At 72.3% G+C, this 14340-nt stretch carries 10 protein-coding genes; 2 read left to right on the top strand and 8 right to left on the bottom strand.

Annotated features, from left to right (window positions below; genetic code table 11):
* Nucleotides 1-516 precede the first annotated feature (516 nt).
* Nucleotides 517-1524 carry a stage II sporulation protein M gene (locus JXZ78_RS24610; protein ID WP_030018048.1) on the bottom strand — a complete coding sequence of 336 codons (1008 nt, stop codon included), beginning with the start codon at nucleotides 1522-1524 and terminating at the stop codon, nucleotides 517-519.
* 129 nt (nucleotides 1525-1653) lie between these two features.
* Here JXZ78_RS24610 and JXZ78_RS24615 point away from each other — a divergent pair, with 129 nt between their 5' ends.
* On the top strand, nucleotides 1654-2706 hold the full coding sequence (locus JXZ78_RS24615) for an RDD family protein (RefSeq protein ID WP_238783350.1): 1053 nt from the start codon (nucleotides 1654-1656) through the stop codon (nucleotides 2704-2706).
* Nucleotides 2707-2900: 194 nt separating this feature from the next.
* Here the strand turns inward: JXZ78_RS24615 and JXZ78_RS24620 are convergent, their stop codons facing one another.
* Together JXZ78_RS24620 and ahcY are read right to left on the bottom strand one after the other, a co-directional pair.
* Complete coding sequence (locus JXZ78_RS24620; RefSeq protein WP_030018046.1) at nucleotides 2901-3515, bottom strand: hypothetical protein; 615 nt, start codon at nucleotides 3513-3515, stop codon at nucleotides 2901-2903.
* Between the two features lie 132 nt (nucleotides 3516-3647).
* Nucleotides 3648-5105, bottom strand: a complete 1458-nt coding sequence (ahcY, locus tag JXZ78_RS24625; protein ID WP_030018045.1) for an adenosylhomocysteinase — start codon at nucleotides 5103-5105, stop codon at nucleotides 3648-3650.
* Between the two features lie 865 nt (nucleotides 5106-5970).
* On the opposite strand from ahcY, the gene JXZ78_RS24630 reads away from it, so the two are divergent.
* Nucleotides 5971-8481 (top strand): fructose-specific PTS transporter subunit EIIC, encoded by a 2511-nt coding sequence (locus JXZ78_RS24630; protein ID WP_030018063.1) that lies wholly within the window; start codon nucleotides 5971-5973, stop codon nucleotides 8479-8481.
* A gap of 424 nt (nucleotides 8482-8905) precedes the next feature.
* Here JXZ78_RS24630 and JXZ78_RS24635 read toward each other — a convergent pair whose 3' ends face one another.
* The 5 genes from JXZ78_RS24635 to JXZ78_RS24655 form a co-directional block, all read right to left on the bottom strand.
* Complete coding sequence (locus JXZ78_RS24635) at nucleotides 8906-9865, bottom strand: cation diffusion facilitator family transporter (RefSeq protein WP_030021696.1); 960 nt, start codon at nucleotides 9863-9865, stop codon at nucleotides 8906-8908.
* A gap of 166 nt (nucleotides 9866-10031) precedes the next feature.
* The gene (manA, locus tag JXZ78_RS24640; RefSeq protein WP_030021695.1) at nucleotides 10032-11297 is read right to left on the bottom strand and encodes a mannose-6-phosphate isomerase, class I; all 1266 of its coding nucleotides are present in this window, start codon (nucleotides 11295-11297) and stop codon (nucleotides 10032-10034) included.
* A 90-nt stretch (nucleotides 11298-11387) separates the two neighbouring features.
* Complete coding sequence (locus JXZ78_RS24645; protein ID WP_238783351.1) at nucleotides 11388-12530, bottom strand: SIS domain-containing protein; 1143 nt, start codon at nucleotides 12528-12530, stop codon at nucleotides 11388-11390.
* A 64-nt stretch (nucleotides 12531-12594) separates the two neighbouring features.
* Nucleotides 12595-12777, bottom strand: a complete 183-nt coding sequence (locus JXZ78_RS24650) for a Trm112 family protein (RefSeq protein ID WP_030021694.1) — start codon at nucleotides 12775-12777, stop codon at nucleotides 12595-12597.
* Between the two features lie 122 nt (nucleotides 12778-12899).
* Nucleotides 12900-14258 carry a phosphomannomutase/phosphoglucomutase gene (locus tag JXZ78_RS24655; RefSeq protein WP_030021693.1) on the bottom strand — a complete coding sequence of 453 codons (1359 nt, stop codon included), beginning with the start codon at nucleotides 14256-14258 and terminating at the stop codon, nucleotides 12900-12902.
* Nucleotides 14259-14340: the final 82 nt, after the last annotated feature.

A 14340-nucleotide genomic window follows, 5' to 3' on the forward strand; every position in this document is an offset into this window, starting at 1 on the left:
CAGGCTCTCCGGGCGCTTCCCTTCGGTCTTGCGTTTCCGACTCTATCAGATCCTCGCGGTCCTGATTTTCGCCGGTGCGTTTCGGCCTTTCGGCTTCTTCGCGGTTCCAACCTTACCAGATCCGTTCCGCGTTTCCGCTTTCCGTTTCCGGCCCCTGTTGGAGCGGGGTGACCGTCCGGCTTTCGCTTTTCGGTCTTTCCGACTCTATCAGATCCGATTCGCAGTCCGTTTCCGGGCTGAATTCGTTTCCGATGTTTGTCGGAGTGGTTTGCCTTTCGACTGTTCCGACTTTATCAGAAGCGTTTCGCCGACCTGAAATCGGCGGAAGTTTCCGGATAAAGATTCGGAGGTGCTTCGTGGAATCGATGTTCCGACCGAAGCAGACGAGAGACTAACTGTCGCGCTCGAACATGTCTAGTCCGTGGCAACCGTTCGAATCTACCTCCCCGCCCTGCCCGTGTCAACGGACCTCTTGGGGAGATCAGAGATTAGCAGGTCAGCGGGGCCTCACGCACATCAGGCCGCGGTCGGTACGGGTGCCTCGCGGTCCGCCTCGTCGACGTCTCCCGTTTCGCCCGATCGGACGGCGCGGCCTCCGAGTACGTACACGTACGCGAGAAAGGCCAGCTCGGCGACGACACCGATGGTGATGCGGGCCCAGGTGGGCAGGCCGGAAGGGGTGACGAAGCCTTCGAGGACGCCCGACACGAACAGCACGGCGGCCAGACCGACGGCCACCCCGAGTGCGGTGCGGCCTTCTTCGGCGAGGGCGGTGCGGCGGGTGCGCGGGCCGGGGTCGATGACGGTCCAGCCCAGACGCAGGCCGATGCCGGCTGCGACGAAGACCGCGGTGAGTTCCAGGAGGCCGTGCGGGAGGAGGAGCCCGAGGAAGGTGTCGAGACGGCCGGCCGATGACATCAGGCCGAGACCGACGCCCAGGTTGAGCATGTTCTGGAAGAGCACCCAGAAGACGGGCAGACCGAGGAAGGCTCCCAGGACCAGGCACAGGGCGACCGCCTGTGCGTTGTTCGTCCACACCTGGGCTGCGAAGGACGCCGCGGGGTGGCTGGAGTAGTACGTCTCGTACTCCCCGCCGGGCCGGGTCATGGCACGCAGGTCCTCGGGGGCGCCGATGGCGGCCTGCACCTCTGGGTGGGTGGAGATCCACCAGGCGATGAGGGCGCCGACCGCGGTGGAGAGCAGGGCCGTCGGCACCCACCAGTGGCGCAGGCGGTAGACGGCGGCGGGGAACGACACCGTGAAGAAGCGGGCGGCGTCGCGCCAGGAGGCCTTGCGCGCGCCGGTGACCGTACTGCGGGCGCGCGCCACGAGGGAGGTGAGGCGGCCCGTGAGGGCGGGGTCGGGGGCGCTGGCCTGGAGGAGGGACAGGTGGGTGGTGGTGCGCTGGTAGAGGGTGATCAGCTCGTCGGCCTCGGCACCGGTGAGGCGGCGTTTACGGCGCAGCAGCTCTTCGAGCCGGTCCCACTCGGCACGGTGGGCCCTTGTGAAGACATCGAGGTCCATGGATTCAGCTCCTGGCGGCGCCGTGAGGTGACTGTGCCGTCAGCTTGGCAGACTGGCCCGGTCGGCAATGGGGCGGGCGGCGGTCCGGGGACGGACCGGTACGGAGTGGGGCAAGGAAGGGCGGCGCAGGTGAACGAGCTCGTGACGGGCGAGGCGGTGGTTCTGGGGCTGCGGCCGGCCCGGCTGCCGAGCCGGGCGCTGGCGGTCCTCGTCGATCTCGCGGTGACCTGGAGTGCCTACGTCCTGGTGTCGTTGCTGCTGCTGAGCGCCACGGCGTCGATGGACGAGGCGGCGAGGGCCGCGGTGTCGGTGGCGTTGTTCGTGCTGGTGCTGGTCGGGGTGCCGATCGTGGTGGAGACGCTGAGCCGTGGCCGGTCGCTCGGGAAGCTGGTGTGCGGGTTGCGGGTGGTGCGCGAGGACGGCGGGCCGGTCCGGTTCCGGCACGCGCTGGTGCGCGGCGCGCTGGGCGCTGTGGAGATCGTGCTGACGATGGGGGTGGTGGCGTGCATCGCCTCGCTGGTCTCGGCCAGGGGGCGGCGGCTCGGTGATGTGTTCGCGGGCACCGTCGTCGTACGGGAGCGGATACCCACCCCGCGCGGGATGCCGGTGCTGCCGCCCCCGCCGCCCTGGTTGGCGGCGGAGCTCGGCGCGCTGGACCTGTCGCGGGTCCCGGACAGCTGGTGGCTGACGGTACGCCAGTACCTGAGCCGAATACGGCAGCTCGATCCGCAGGTCGGCGGGGCGATGGGGGCTCGGCTGGCGGCGGATCTGTGCGGCTGGACCGGGGCGTCGGTGCCGGCGGGGATGTATCCGGCGGTGTATCTGGCCGCGGTGACGGGTGAGCGGCAGGCGCGGGAGGCGCAGCGGGCGTTCGGGGCGCCTTTGGGAGCTCCGGGGCCGGCGGCGGGAGTGTCGGGGAGCGGGGCGGCCGTCCCGGGTGGAGAGGCGCGGGTTCCGGTGCCGACGGTGCATGCGGGCGAGCCGGGGTCGGTGCGTGCGGAGACGCCGTACGCGAGGCCGGCGGCGGAGGGGGGCGGTGCGAGTGCCGGGGAGGCTCAGGGTGGTGCTGGGGAGGCTCAGGGTGGTGCTGGGGGGCCCGGCTCCGGGGCCGGGGAGGCTGGTTCCGGGGACGGGGCTGCGGGGAGCCGGGGACGGCGTACGGGGTTCACGCCGCCGGTGTGAGGGCGGTGCTGTGAGGGCGGTGCTGTGAGGGCGGTGCGCGGCCGGTGAGCCGTGCGGGTGCGGGCGTCGGGCGGTGAGCCTTACGGGCGCGGGTGTTCGGGCGGTGTGCGGTGCTCGGCCGGGCGGTGGCAGGGCCGAGCAGGCGGTGGGACGGCCGGGCGGGCGGTGGCAGGGCCGGGGTGCCCGGCGTTCGGTCAGGTGAAGGCGGAGGGCGGGGTTTCCAGGTCTTCGAGTTCGATGCCGGGGGCCGACAGGACGACGTCGCCGGCGAGGTGGACGGCGTGCTGTTCACCGGTCTCCAGGTCGTTGACCTGGTATTCGTCCGCGGTCAGCGGGCCGTTGTCAGTGGGGTGTGCTGTCCTGTTCACCAAGGCCCAGGACTGGTCGAGCGTGCGGGGTGCGAGGACGGGGGGTGTGAAGGCCACGAGGCGGGTGCGGACAGCTCCGGTGCCGGGGGCGGGGCGGAGCAGCCGGGCGGTGGCGATGAGGAAGGCGGGGGACGCGCCGGTGAAGGCGTGGGCGGGGACGTTGCCTTCGGTGGCGTGATCGCCGGTCGGGTCGGTACGGACCCAGGTGACGCCTTCCAGGGCGGCGCCGCGTACCTGCCAGCCGCCGGCGTGGAGTTCGAGGCGGATGGGGCGGCCGAGGTCGTCGAGGGTGAGGTCGACGGAGCCCGCGTGGTCTCCGGAGGGGGTGGTGAGCTGGGAGACGTAACGCCAGCCGGAGGGGCCGGTGGCGCAGTGGAAGTGTTCTTCGCCGAGGGGGGTGTGGTCGTGCGGGTCGTGGAGGGAGTAGCGGCCGCGGGGCATGGGGGTCCTTGGTCGGGTCCGGTGGTACGGGTCAGGCCCCCGCCGTGGTGCTGGGCGGGGGCCTGGATCACCGGCTGCCGGTGGTGGTGCCCGATGTGCGCGGTGGCGGGGCGGGCACCGGGTGCGCGGGGATCAGTAGCGGTAGTGGTCGGACTTGTAGGGGCCCTCGACCGTGACGCCGATGTAGGCGGCCTGCTCGGGGCGGAGGGTCGTGAGCTTGACGCCGAGGGCGTCGAGGTGGAGGCGGGCGACCTTCTCGTCCAGGTGCTTGGGCAGGACGTAGACGTCGGTCGGGTACTCCGCCGGCTTGGTGAACAGCTCGATCTGGGCCAGGGTCTGGTCCGCGAAGGAGTTGGACATCACGAAGGAGGGGTGGCCGGTCGCGTTGCCGAGGTTGAGCAGGCGGCCCTCGGAGAGCACGATCAGGACCTTGCCGTCGGGGAAGGTCCAGGTGTGGACCTGCGGCTTGACCTCGTCCTTGACGATGCCGTCGATGGCGGCGAGGCCGGCCATGTCGATCTCGTTGTCGAAGTGGCCGATGTTGCCGACGATGGCCTGGTGCTTCATCTTGGCCATGTCGGAGGCCATGATGATGTCCTTGTTGCCCGTCGTGGTGACGAAGATGTCGGCGGTCTCGACGACCTCGTCCAGGGTGGTGACCTGGTAGCCGTCCATCGCGGCCTGGAGCGCGCAGATCGGGTCGATCTCGGTGATGATGACGCGGGCGCCCTGGCCGCGCAGCGACTCGGCACAGCCCTTGCCGACGTCGCCGTAGCCGCAGACGACGGCGGTCTTGCCGCCGATGAGGGTGTCGGTGGCGCGGTTGATGCCGTCGATCAGGGAGTGGCGGCAGCCGTACTTGTTGTCGAACTTCGACTTGGTGACGGCGTCGTTCACGTTGATCGCCGGGAAGAGCAGCTTGCCGTCGCGCTGCATCTCGTAGAGGCGGTGCACGCCGGTGGTGGTCTCCTCGGTGACACCGCGGATCTCCGACGCCAGCTTGGTCCACTTCTGCGGGGACTCGGCGAGGGTGCGGTTGAGGAGCGTCAGGACCGCGCGGTGCTCGTCGTTCTCCGCGGTCTCGACGGCGGGGGCCTTGCCGTCCTTCTCGTACTCGACGCCCTGGTGGACCAGGAGCGTGGCGTCGCCGCCGTCGTCGAGGATCATGTTCGGGCCGCCGGTGGGCGAGTTCGGCCAGGTCAGTGCCTGCTCCGTGCACCACCAGTACTCTTCGAGCGTCTCGCCCTTCCAGGCGAAGACCGGGACGCCCTGGGGGTTCTCCGGGGTGCCGTTCGGGCCGACCGCGATGGCGGCCGCGGCGTGGTCCTGGGTGGAGAAGATGTTGCAGGAGGCCCAGCGGACCTCGGCGCCGAGAGCGGTGAGGGTCTCGATCAGCACGGCGGTCTGCACGGTCATGTGCAGCGAGCCGGTGACGCGGGCGCCGGCCAGCGGCTGCGCGGCGGCGTACTCCTTGCGGATCGCCATCAGGCCGGGCATCTCGTGCTCGGCGAGGGTGATCTCCTTGCGGCCGAAGGCGGCGAGGGACAGGTCGGCGACCTTGAAGTCCTGGCTGTTGGCTGCGGTCGACATTCGGGTTGCTCCCGGGGTCGAGGGTGGTTGGCTGGCAGTCTGCGGCGCGGGCAGGTGGGGACGCCGCCGCCCGGAGTTTCGCGCGGGCGGACGTACCGCATGAGCGGCACACCGTCCACGACGGCATACCGTACGGGCGGTTCCGCGTGGGCGGACACACCTCTCCCCTGGCCGCAGCGCAGTCCGTCGGAGGCCCTCTCTCCCTCGGCCGGCCCGCGGGGCGGACCGCCCGACCGCCATCAGCAGCGACGTCTGGCACTGGGCACGAATCTACACCGATCGCCCCCGGGAACCCCAGCCCGCCCTAGGAAAATACGAGCGGATGGCGAGGGCGGGGGGCTCGGCGGTCGCGGTGCGGGCGTCGGTGGTCGCGGTGTGTGGGCGACGGCGGCGGACACCGGGTGCAGGTGGTGGGGGCGGGAGCGCAGGTGGTGGGGGCGGGCGCGTGGGGGTGGAGGGGGACGAAGGTGAGCATGGCGATAGCGGGCGCTTGGGCGTGGCGGGCGGAAGCGTGAGAGTGGCGGGCGCGTGGAGGGGGCGGGCCTTGGAGAGGGCGGGCGCGTGGAGGGGGCGCGTGGAGGGGGGCGCGTGGGCGTGGGCGAGTAGGGCGGAAGCGTGGGCATGGGGGTGGCGCTTGGGCGTGGAGGGGGCGGGAGCGTGGGTATGGGGGTGGAGGCGTAGGTGTGAGGTGGTGGGCCCAGGGGAGCGGGGCGGAGGGGGCGCGTGGGTATGGCGGGGTGGTGGGGGGCTGGCCTGGGACGGTGTGGCGTAGGGCACTTTGCACCCGCCCCTCCGTATTGCAGGATGCGGGGAGCGCGAGGACACTCGCACGTCACCTTGCGCGCACGTCCGTTAGGAGAGCCACGTGACCACCAGTCCAGCTGATCCCCCCAAGGGCGCGGAGAGGGGCGGGCAAGGGCTGAAACTGCTCGCAGTGACCGCCTGCCCGACCGGCATAGCCCACACGTACATGGCCGCCGAGAAGCTGACCCAGGCGGCCGAGTCGCTCGGCCATGCGATGAAGGTGGAGACGCAGGGGTCGATCGGCGCCGAGAACGTCCTGTCTGACAACGATGTCAGAAACGCCGACGGCATCATCATCGCCGCGGACAAGGACGTCGACCCGGCTCGCTTCGTCGGCAAGAGACTGCTGGTGGTGGGCGTGGCCGAGGGCATCCGCCATCCGGAGGAGCTGATCGGCCGGGTGCTGAGCGCGCCGGTGCACGGAGCGGAGTCCGGGACGGGGTACGGGACGGAGTACGCGGCCGAGGGTGATGGGGCCGGGGGCAGGGCGGAGGGTGACGGGGCCGGGGCCGGGCACGGGGACGGGGACGGGGCCGGGGTGCGGTCCGGCCGGGGTGGTGGGGCCGGGGCCGGTGGGGCCGGGGCCGGTGGCTCCGGGGGCAAGGAGCGCAGCCTCGCGTACAAGGCGCTGATGAACGGTGTCAGTTACATGATCCCGTTCGTCGTGGTCGGCGGCCTGCTGCTGGCGCTGTCCCTGGCGGTCGGCGGGGAGGCGACGCCGAAGGGGCTGGTCATCCCGGAGGGCACGTTCTGGGCACATGTCAACGACATCGGCACCATCGGGTTCCAGCTGATGGTGCCGATCCTCTCCGGCTACATCGCGTACGCGATCGGGGACCGGCCCGCGCTGGTGCCGGGCATGATCGGCGGCTGGATAGCCAACACCGGCGAGCTGTACGACTCCAAGGCGGGCGCCGGATTCATCGGGGCGATCGTCACGGGCTTCCTGGCCGGGTACCTGGTCATGTGGATCAAGAAGGTCAGGGTTCCCCGGTTCGTCCGGCCGATCATGCCGATCATCGTGATTCCGATCGTCTCGACGGCGGTGCTCGGGCTGTTCTTCATCTACGTCCTCGGCCGGCCGATCTCGTGGGTGTTCACGCACCTGACGGACTGGCTCAGCGGGATGACGGGCACCAGCGCGATCGCGCTCGGCGCGGTCCTCGGCCTGATGATCGCGTTCGACATGGGCGGGCCGGTCAACAAGACGGCGTTCCTCTTCGGCACCGGGCTGATCGCGACCGGCAACCAGACCGTCATGGGCATGTGTGCTGCCGCGATCCCGGTGATGCCGCTCGGCCAGGGCCTGGCCACGCTGATCCGCCGGCGCCTGTACTCCGACCAGGAGCGGGAGACCGGCATGGCGTCGATCTTCATGGGCCTGTTCGGCATATCGGAGGGCGCGATCCCGTTCGCGGCGGCCCGGCCCGCACAGGTCATCCCCGCGAACATGCTGGGCGGCGCGGTCGCCGGAGCGGTCGCCGGGATGGCCGGGGTGACGGACGCGGTGCCGCACGGCGGACCGATCGTGGCGATTCTCGGCGCGGTCGGCGGGGTGCCGATGTTCTTCGTGGCCGTGGCGGCCGGGTCGGTCGTGACGGCACTGACGACGGTCGCGCTGGTGGACGTGGCGGAGCGGCAGAAGGGGCGTGCGGCGGCCGGGGAGGTCGGGATGGCCGGGGAGGCCGGGGACATCGGAGCGGCTTCGGGGACGGGTGCGGGGGCGGGGCCCGAACCCGTCCTGGCCGGCGTCGGTGTGGCCGGGGCCTTGGCGGACGGGACGGTGGCGGCCGGGGCGACCGGAGGTATGGCGGTCGGGGCGGCCGGGGTCGCGGCGGCCGAGAGCGCCGTGGCTGAGAGCGCCGCGACCGGGAACACCGTGGCCGGGAACGGTGCGGTTGAGGGCGTCGGGGGCGGTAGTGCTGTGGCTGGTGAGGTGAGAGGTGGAGAGGCTCCTGATGGGGGCGCCTCGGACGCAGGGATGCCGGACGCAGGCGTTTCGGAGGCAAGCACGCCGGACGCAGGAACGCCGGACAAGAGCACGTCAGGTGGAGACATTTCGGGTGGAGCCCCACGCGGTGAAGGTGAGGAACCCGAAGGAGAGGGATCGTACGGGGAGGTGCTTTCCGGGTACCTGACGCGGAAGACCGTGAAGGTGCGGCTGGCCTCTGACGGCAAGGAGGCCGCGATCCGGGAGATGGCGGAGCTCGCGGCGCGTACCGGCAAGGTGGCGGACGTGGACGAACTGGTCCGGGTGGCGCTGGCGCGTGAGGCGCAGGGCACCACCGGTCTCGGTGAGGAGATCGCGATTCCGCACGCCAAGACGGACGCGGTGACCGCCCCCGTCGTCGGCTTCGCGCGTTCCGCCGAGGGCATCGACTGGGACTCGCCGGACGGTACGCGCGCCAAGCTGGTGTTCATGATCTCGGTGCCGGAGGCCGCCGCCGGTGACGAGCATCTGCACATCCTGGCGCTGCTGTCGCGGAAGCTGATGGACGCGGACTTCCGGGCGCGGCTGCGGAGCGCACCGGACGAGACGGCGATTCTGCGGGTGCTGGGCGAGGTCGGGTAGCCGGGCGAGGTCGGGGAGCCGGGCGTCCGAGGGGGCCAGGTATCCGGACAGGCGGGCAGCCGGACAGGTGGGCGGCGGGCAGGCGGGCGGCGGGCAGGCGGGCGGCGGGCAGGCGGGCGGCGGGCAGGCGCCCACCGGACAATCGGCCAACCGGGCAGGCGCCCACCGGGCATCCGAACAGCCGGGCAGCGGGCAACCCGGCACCCGGGCACCCGGACACCCGAACAGCCAGGCAGACGGGCAACCCGACACCCGGGCACCCGAACACCCGGGCAGGCTGCAACCCAGCTCCGGGCACCCGAACAGCCGGGCGCCCGAGCCCCCCCCAACCCACCCAAAGCAGCCAGCCATGGAAACCGGCAGGGCCCCGCACCAGTCCCTTGGGTTCTGGTGCGGGGCCCTGCCGTACGAGGGGGGCCGGCCGTCAGGCTCCGCCCGGGGTCTTGGCCGGGTTGTCGCCCGAGGCGGCGGCGGACTCGTTGTAGATGTCGGGTTCGAGGTAGATCACGCGGGCGATCGGGACGGCGGCGCGGATGCGGTCCTCGGCGGCGTTGATCGCGTCGGCGACCTCCTTGGCCGTGTCGTCGTGCTGGACGGCGACCTTGGCGGCGACGAGGAGTTCCTCCGGGCCGAGGTGGAGGGTGCGCATGTGGATGACGCGGGTGACGGTGTCGCCGTCGACCACGGCCGCGCGGATCTTGGCGACCTGTTCGGGGCCGGCCGCCTCGCCCAGCAGCAGCGACTTGGTCTCGGCGGCGAGGACCAGGGCGATCAGGACGAGGAGGGCGCCGATGCACATCGTGCCGATGCCGTCCCACACGCCGTTGCCGGTGGCGAGGGTGAGGCCGACGCCGCCGAGCGCCAGTACCAGGCCGACGAGCGCGCCGAAGTCCTCCAGGAGGACGACGGGGAGTTCGGGGGCCTTGGCGCGGCGGACGAACTGGGGCCAGGTCTGCTTGCCGCGCAGTTCGTTGGACTCCTTGATGGCCGTACGGAAGGAGAAGCCCTCGGCGATGATCGCGAAGACGAGGACGCCGACCGGCCAGACCCAGTTGTCCAGCTCGTGCGGGTCGTGGATCTTCTCGTAGCCCTCGTAGAGGGCGAAGACGCCGCCGATGGTGAACAGGACGATGGAGACGAGGAAGCCGTAGATGTAGCGCTCGCGGCCGTAGCCGAAGGGGTGTTCCTCGGTGGCGGCGCGCTTGGCCTTCTTGCCGCCGAGCAGCAGCAGTCCCTGGTTGCCGGAGTCGGCGACGGAGTGGACGCCTTCGGCCAGCATCGAGGACGATCCGCTGAAGGCGAAGGCGACGAACTTGGCCGCCGCGATCGCGAGGTTGGCGCCCAGCGCCGCGACGATCGCCTTGGTACCGCCTGATGCACTCATGGGTGGCGCATGTCCCTTCCGTCGACCGGCTGCGGTGCGCAGCCTGCTCCGAGGCCGCTCCGAGGGCTCCTTTACGAACCCTTTAGGCGGGTCATTGTTGCAGCCCGCCCGCGGAGGCGCGCACGGGGCGCCCCCGGACCGGCGCCGGGCCTCCCCCGGACTGCCGTCAGAGCGCCACCGTCGCCCGGAAGACCGTGCCCTCTCCCGTCAGTTCCACACGCTCGCCGGCCGGTACGAAGGCCGACTCGCCGGGCACGAGCGTCAGGTCCGTACGGGATGCGGTGTCCGTACGAGAACCCGCGTCCGTACCAGAGACGGAACCGCCCTCCGAGCCCGTACCGCTCACGTGCAGAGCAACCGTTCCTGCAGTGCACAACAGAATCTGCGGCGTGCGGTCACCGAGGACGCGGGCCGCCCCGCCCGGCGCCAGGACGAAGCGCGAGAGCCGGAACTCGTCGGTCGGGGTCTCGTAGACCTCCTCGCCCGACGCCGTGGCCTCCTCCGGCCGCAGCACCCCCGCGTCGCGGGGCGCGAAGCGGACCACCCGCAGCAGTTCCGGTACGTCCACGTGCTTGGGGGTCAGCCCGCAGCGCAGCACGTTGTCGGAGTTGGCCATCAGTTCCACGCCGAGGCCGCCGAGGTAGGCGTGCGGGATGCCGGCGCCCAGGAAGAGCGCTTCGCCGGGCTGCAGCCGTACGTGGTTGAGGAGCATGGCGGCGAGCACGCCCGGGTCGCCCGGGTAGTGGTGGGCGATGGCGGCGTACGCGGCGTAGGAGTCGGCGTGCGGGCCGCCTTCGCCGGCCAGGCGCTGCGCGGCGGCCGCGGCCTGTTCGACGGTTTCGGCCGTCGCGTCGCGGTCGGCGCCCAGTACGGCGGTGAGGACTTCGCGCAGGGCGGCGTCCTCCGGGGCGGCGCGCAGGATGTCGGCGTACGGCTTGAGGGCGCTGACGCCGAGGCCTTCGAGGAGGGTGGCGGCCTCGGCCGGGTGCCGGAAGCCGCAGAGCCCTTCGAAGGGGGTGAGGGCGCAGATCAGTTCGGGCTTGTGGTTGGCGTCCTTGTAGTTGCGGTGCGGGGCGTCGGCGGGGATGCCGCGCTTCTCCTCGTCCGCGTAGCCCTCCTGGGCCTGGGTCAGGTCGGGGTGGACCTGGAGGGACAGCGGGGATCCGGCGGCGAGCAGCTTGAGCAGGAAGGGCAGGCGGGGGCCGAAGGCGCGTACCGCGTCGGGGCCGAGTTCGCCTTCCGGGTCGGCGGCTATGACGTCGGCCAGCGAGACCGGGCCGGTGCCGCGGTCGGTGCGGGAGGGGGCGCCGGGGTGGGCGCCCATCCACATCTCGGCCTGGGGTTCGCCGGTCGGTTCGGTGCCGAGGAGTTCCGGGATGGCGGTGGTGGAGCCCCAGGCGTAGGGGCGCACGGTGTTGGTGAGGCGGTCCATGTGGCGGGCTTCCTGATTCTTCGTCTGCGGTCGGGCTGCTGCCGGGGCGCGCTCAGGCCTCCCGTGTGCCCGGTGGCCGCGGCCGGGTCCTCATGTTCCCTCGGTGCCGGCGAGCGCGAGGTAGACGGCGGCGAAATCCGTGACGGCGAGGAGTTCGGCGGCCCGTTCCAGGGCGCTGCCACCGTCCGGTTCCAGTTCGCTGACGGGGGTGTCGTGCTCCAGCGCCAGTTCGCGGGCGGCGGGCGCGGCGGAGAGCGGTCCGGTGGCTTCCTCGCGGAGCAGGACGACGCGGGCGTGCAGGGCGGTGGGCTGGTCGACGCGGTCGCGGAAGAAGTCGTCCGGGTCGGCGCCGGCCGCGAACGGGCCGGCGAGCAGCGCGCCGTGCGTGGTCATCGTCTCGGGCAGTTCGCCGGCGAGGGCGGGCCGGCCGGCGAGTCCGGCCAGGACGGTCGCGAAGTGCCGGCCGACGGCTCCGGAGACGGTGCCCTCGGTCCAGATCAGCGGGAGCGCGTCGGCGAGTTCGGCGGCGAGGGTCTTGGCGGGGTTGGAGTACGTCTCGATGGCGGGGCCGCAGCGTTCGGCGACCTGGTCGAGGCGGTCGGCGAGCTGTTCGAGCAGGTCGGAGGTGGCGCTGAGCAGGCCGATCCGGTCGGCGAGCGCGAGCATCGGGATGAGCAGCGACCAGAGGGTGCCGGGGGCGGCGGGCGGCGCGCCCTCGACGTCGAACTCGGCGTCGTACGGCGTGGTGGCCAGCGGTACGGACAGGCCGCGGGCCTGGACGACGGCGTCGGCGAGCTGTCCGCCCGCCGGGGTGACGGCGACGACGGAGCAGCCGCGGCGGTACGCCTGCTCGACGAGTTGCGCGAGTCCGGGGTCGGCGCCGTCCGGGCCGGCGATCAGCAGCAGGTCGAGCGGTCCCGACCAGCCGGGCAGGGTCCAGCGCAGGGCGCCGGGCCGTGCCGCGACGCCGGTGGGCCGGATGAGGGTGACCGGGCAGGTGCCGCCGCCGAGGGCGCCGAAGAGGTCGGCGACGCAGGCGGCGGCCGGTGCCGGGCCCGCCACCAGGACGGTGCGGGGCCGGCCGTCGGGCCGCAGGTCGGCGATGCCGGACTCGGCGGCGTTACGGGCGGCGGTGCGCACCCGTGCCCCGGATTCGGCGACGCCGCGCAGCAGTCCGTAGCGGTCGGCGCCGGCCAGCGCTTCGGGTGCGTCCAACAGGGACTCGTCGAGCATGGTGTGCGCTGCCTCCGATCGCCGGTACGGGCGGGGTGGGGGCCGGACGGCTCCGGCGCCCGGGTCAGGCGGGGCGCCGGGCCTCGTCCACCAGGAGGACGGGGATGCCGTCCCGGACGGGGTAGGCGAGGCCGCATTCCGTGCCGGTGCACCGCAGCTCGGCCGGGTCGGCGTCCGACCGGTCCGCCAGCGGGGCGTGGCACGCCGGGCAGGCGAGGATCTCGATCAGGCTGGCGTCGACCGGCATGGGGGCTTCTCCTTCGGCGGAAATACGGCACTGCCAGCGTACCGCCGGGGCGTGCGGCGGGACGCGCCGCAGGTGGGCGGAGTGGGGCCGGGCAGGGCCCGGCCCCTGGTCCGCTCGGTCTTTCACCCGCGAACGATCGCCAGCACCTCGTCGCGCACCCGCTCGACCGTCTCCTGGTCCCGGGCCTCGACGTTCAGGCGGAGGAGGGGTTCGGTGTTGGAGGGGCGGAGGTTGAACCACCAGTCGGCGGCGGTGACGGTCAGGCCGTCCAGTTCATCCAGCTCCACGCCGTCGTGGCCTTCGTAGGCCGTCTTGATCGCGGCGAGGCGGCCGGTCTGGTCGTCGACAGTGCTGTTGATCTCGCCGGAGGCGGCGTACCGGTCGTACTGGGCGACCAGTTCGGACAGCGGTCCTTCCTGGCCGCCGAGCGCCGCCAGGACGTGCAGGGCGGCGAGCATGCCGGTGTCGGCGTTCCAGAAGTCGCGGAAGTAGTAGTGCGCGGAGTGTTCGCCGCCGAAGATGGCGCCGGTCCGGGCCATCTCGCCCTTGATGAAGGAGTGGCCGACGCGGGTGCGTACGGGCGTGCCGCCGTTCTCCTTGACGACCTCGGGGACGGACCAGGAGGTGATGCAGTTGTGGATGACCGTGCCGCCGGGGTGCTTGGCCAGTTCGCGGGCGGCGACCAGGGCGGTGATCGCGGACGGGGAGACCGGGTCGCCGCTGCCGTCGACGACGAAGCAGCGGTCCGCGTCGCCGTCGAAGGCCAGGCCGATGTCGGCGCCGACCTCGCGGACGCGTGCCTGGAGGTCGACGATGTTCGCCGGGTCCAGGGGGTTGGCCTCGTGGTTCGGGAAGGTGCCGTCGAGCTCGAAGTACAGGGCGTCCAGGTCGATGGGCAGGCCCTCGAAGACGGTGGGGACGGTGTGGCCGCCCATGCCGTTGCCGGCGTCCACCACGACCTTCAGGCGGCGGATGCCGGAGAGGTCGACGAGGCGGCGCAGGTGGGCGGCGTAGTCGGCGAGGACGTCGCGCTGGGTGATGGTGCCGGGGGCCGCCACGGGCTCCGGGGCACCGCCGTCGCGCCACTGCTCCACGAGCGCGCGGATGTCGGCGAGGCCGGTGTCCTGGCCGACCGGGGCGGCGCCCGCCCGGCACATCTTGATGCCGTTGTACTGGGCGGGGTTGTGCGAGGCGGTGAACATCGCGCCGGGCAGGTCCAGGGCGCCGCTGGCGTAGTAGAGCTGGTCGGTCGAGCACAGGCCGATCTCGGTGACGTCGGCCCCGCGCGCCGCGGCGCCGCGGGCGAAGGCCCGGGACAGGCCGGGTGAGGAGGGCCGCATGTCGTGCCCGGTCACGATGGCGTCCGCTCCGGTCACCTGGGCGAAGGCCGCGCCGAACAGTTCGGCCAGCGGCTCGTCCCACTGGTCGGGGACCACACCGCGCACGTCGTACGCCTTCACGATCTGCGACAGATCAGTCACAGCCAGCCCTCCTGATGTCATGACGGGCCCCAAACCTACCCGTACGAGGCCGGCGGGAGGCGGGTTCGGGGGTGGGTTCGGG

This window comes from Streptomyces monomycini, assembly GCF_022271435.1.
In the GTDB taxonomy this organism is placed as follows: domain Bacteria; phylum Actinomycetota; class Actinomycetes; order Streptomycetales; family Streptomycetaceae; genus Streptomyces; species Streptomyces monomycini.

Excerpts from the sequence above, each read along its gene's own strand:
- JXZ78_RS24610 (WP_030018048.1), bottom strand. The coding sequence starts at position 1,524 with ATGGACCTCGATGTCTTCACAAGGGCCCACCGTGCCGAGTGGGACCGG.
- JXZ78_RS24635 (WP_030021696.1), bottom strand. The coding sequence starts at position 9,865 with ATGAGTGCATCAGGCGGTACCAAGGCGATCGTCGCGGCGCTGGGCGCC.
- JXZ78_RS24650 (WP_030021694.1), bottom strand. The coding sequence starts at position 12,777 with ATGCCGGTCGACGCCAGCCTGATCGAGATCCTCGCCTGCCCGGCGTGC.
- manA (WP_030021695.1), bottom strand. The coding sequence starts at position 11,297 with ATGGACCGCCTCACCAACACCGTGCGCCCCTACGCCTGGGGCTCCACC.
- ahcY (WP_030018045.1), bottom strand. The coding sequence starts at position 5,105 with ATGTCGACCGCAGCCAACAGCCAGGACTTCAAGGTCGCCGACCTGTCC.
- JXZ78_RS24645 (WP_238783351.1), bottom strand. The coding sequence starts at position 12,530 with ATGCTCGACGAGTCCCTGTTGGACGCACCCGAAGCGCTGGCCGGCGCC.
- JXZ78_RS24620 (WP_030018046.1), bottom strand. The coding sequence starts at position 3,515 with ATGCCCCGCGGCCGCTACTCCCTCCACGACCCGCACGACCACACCCCC.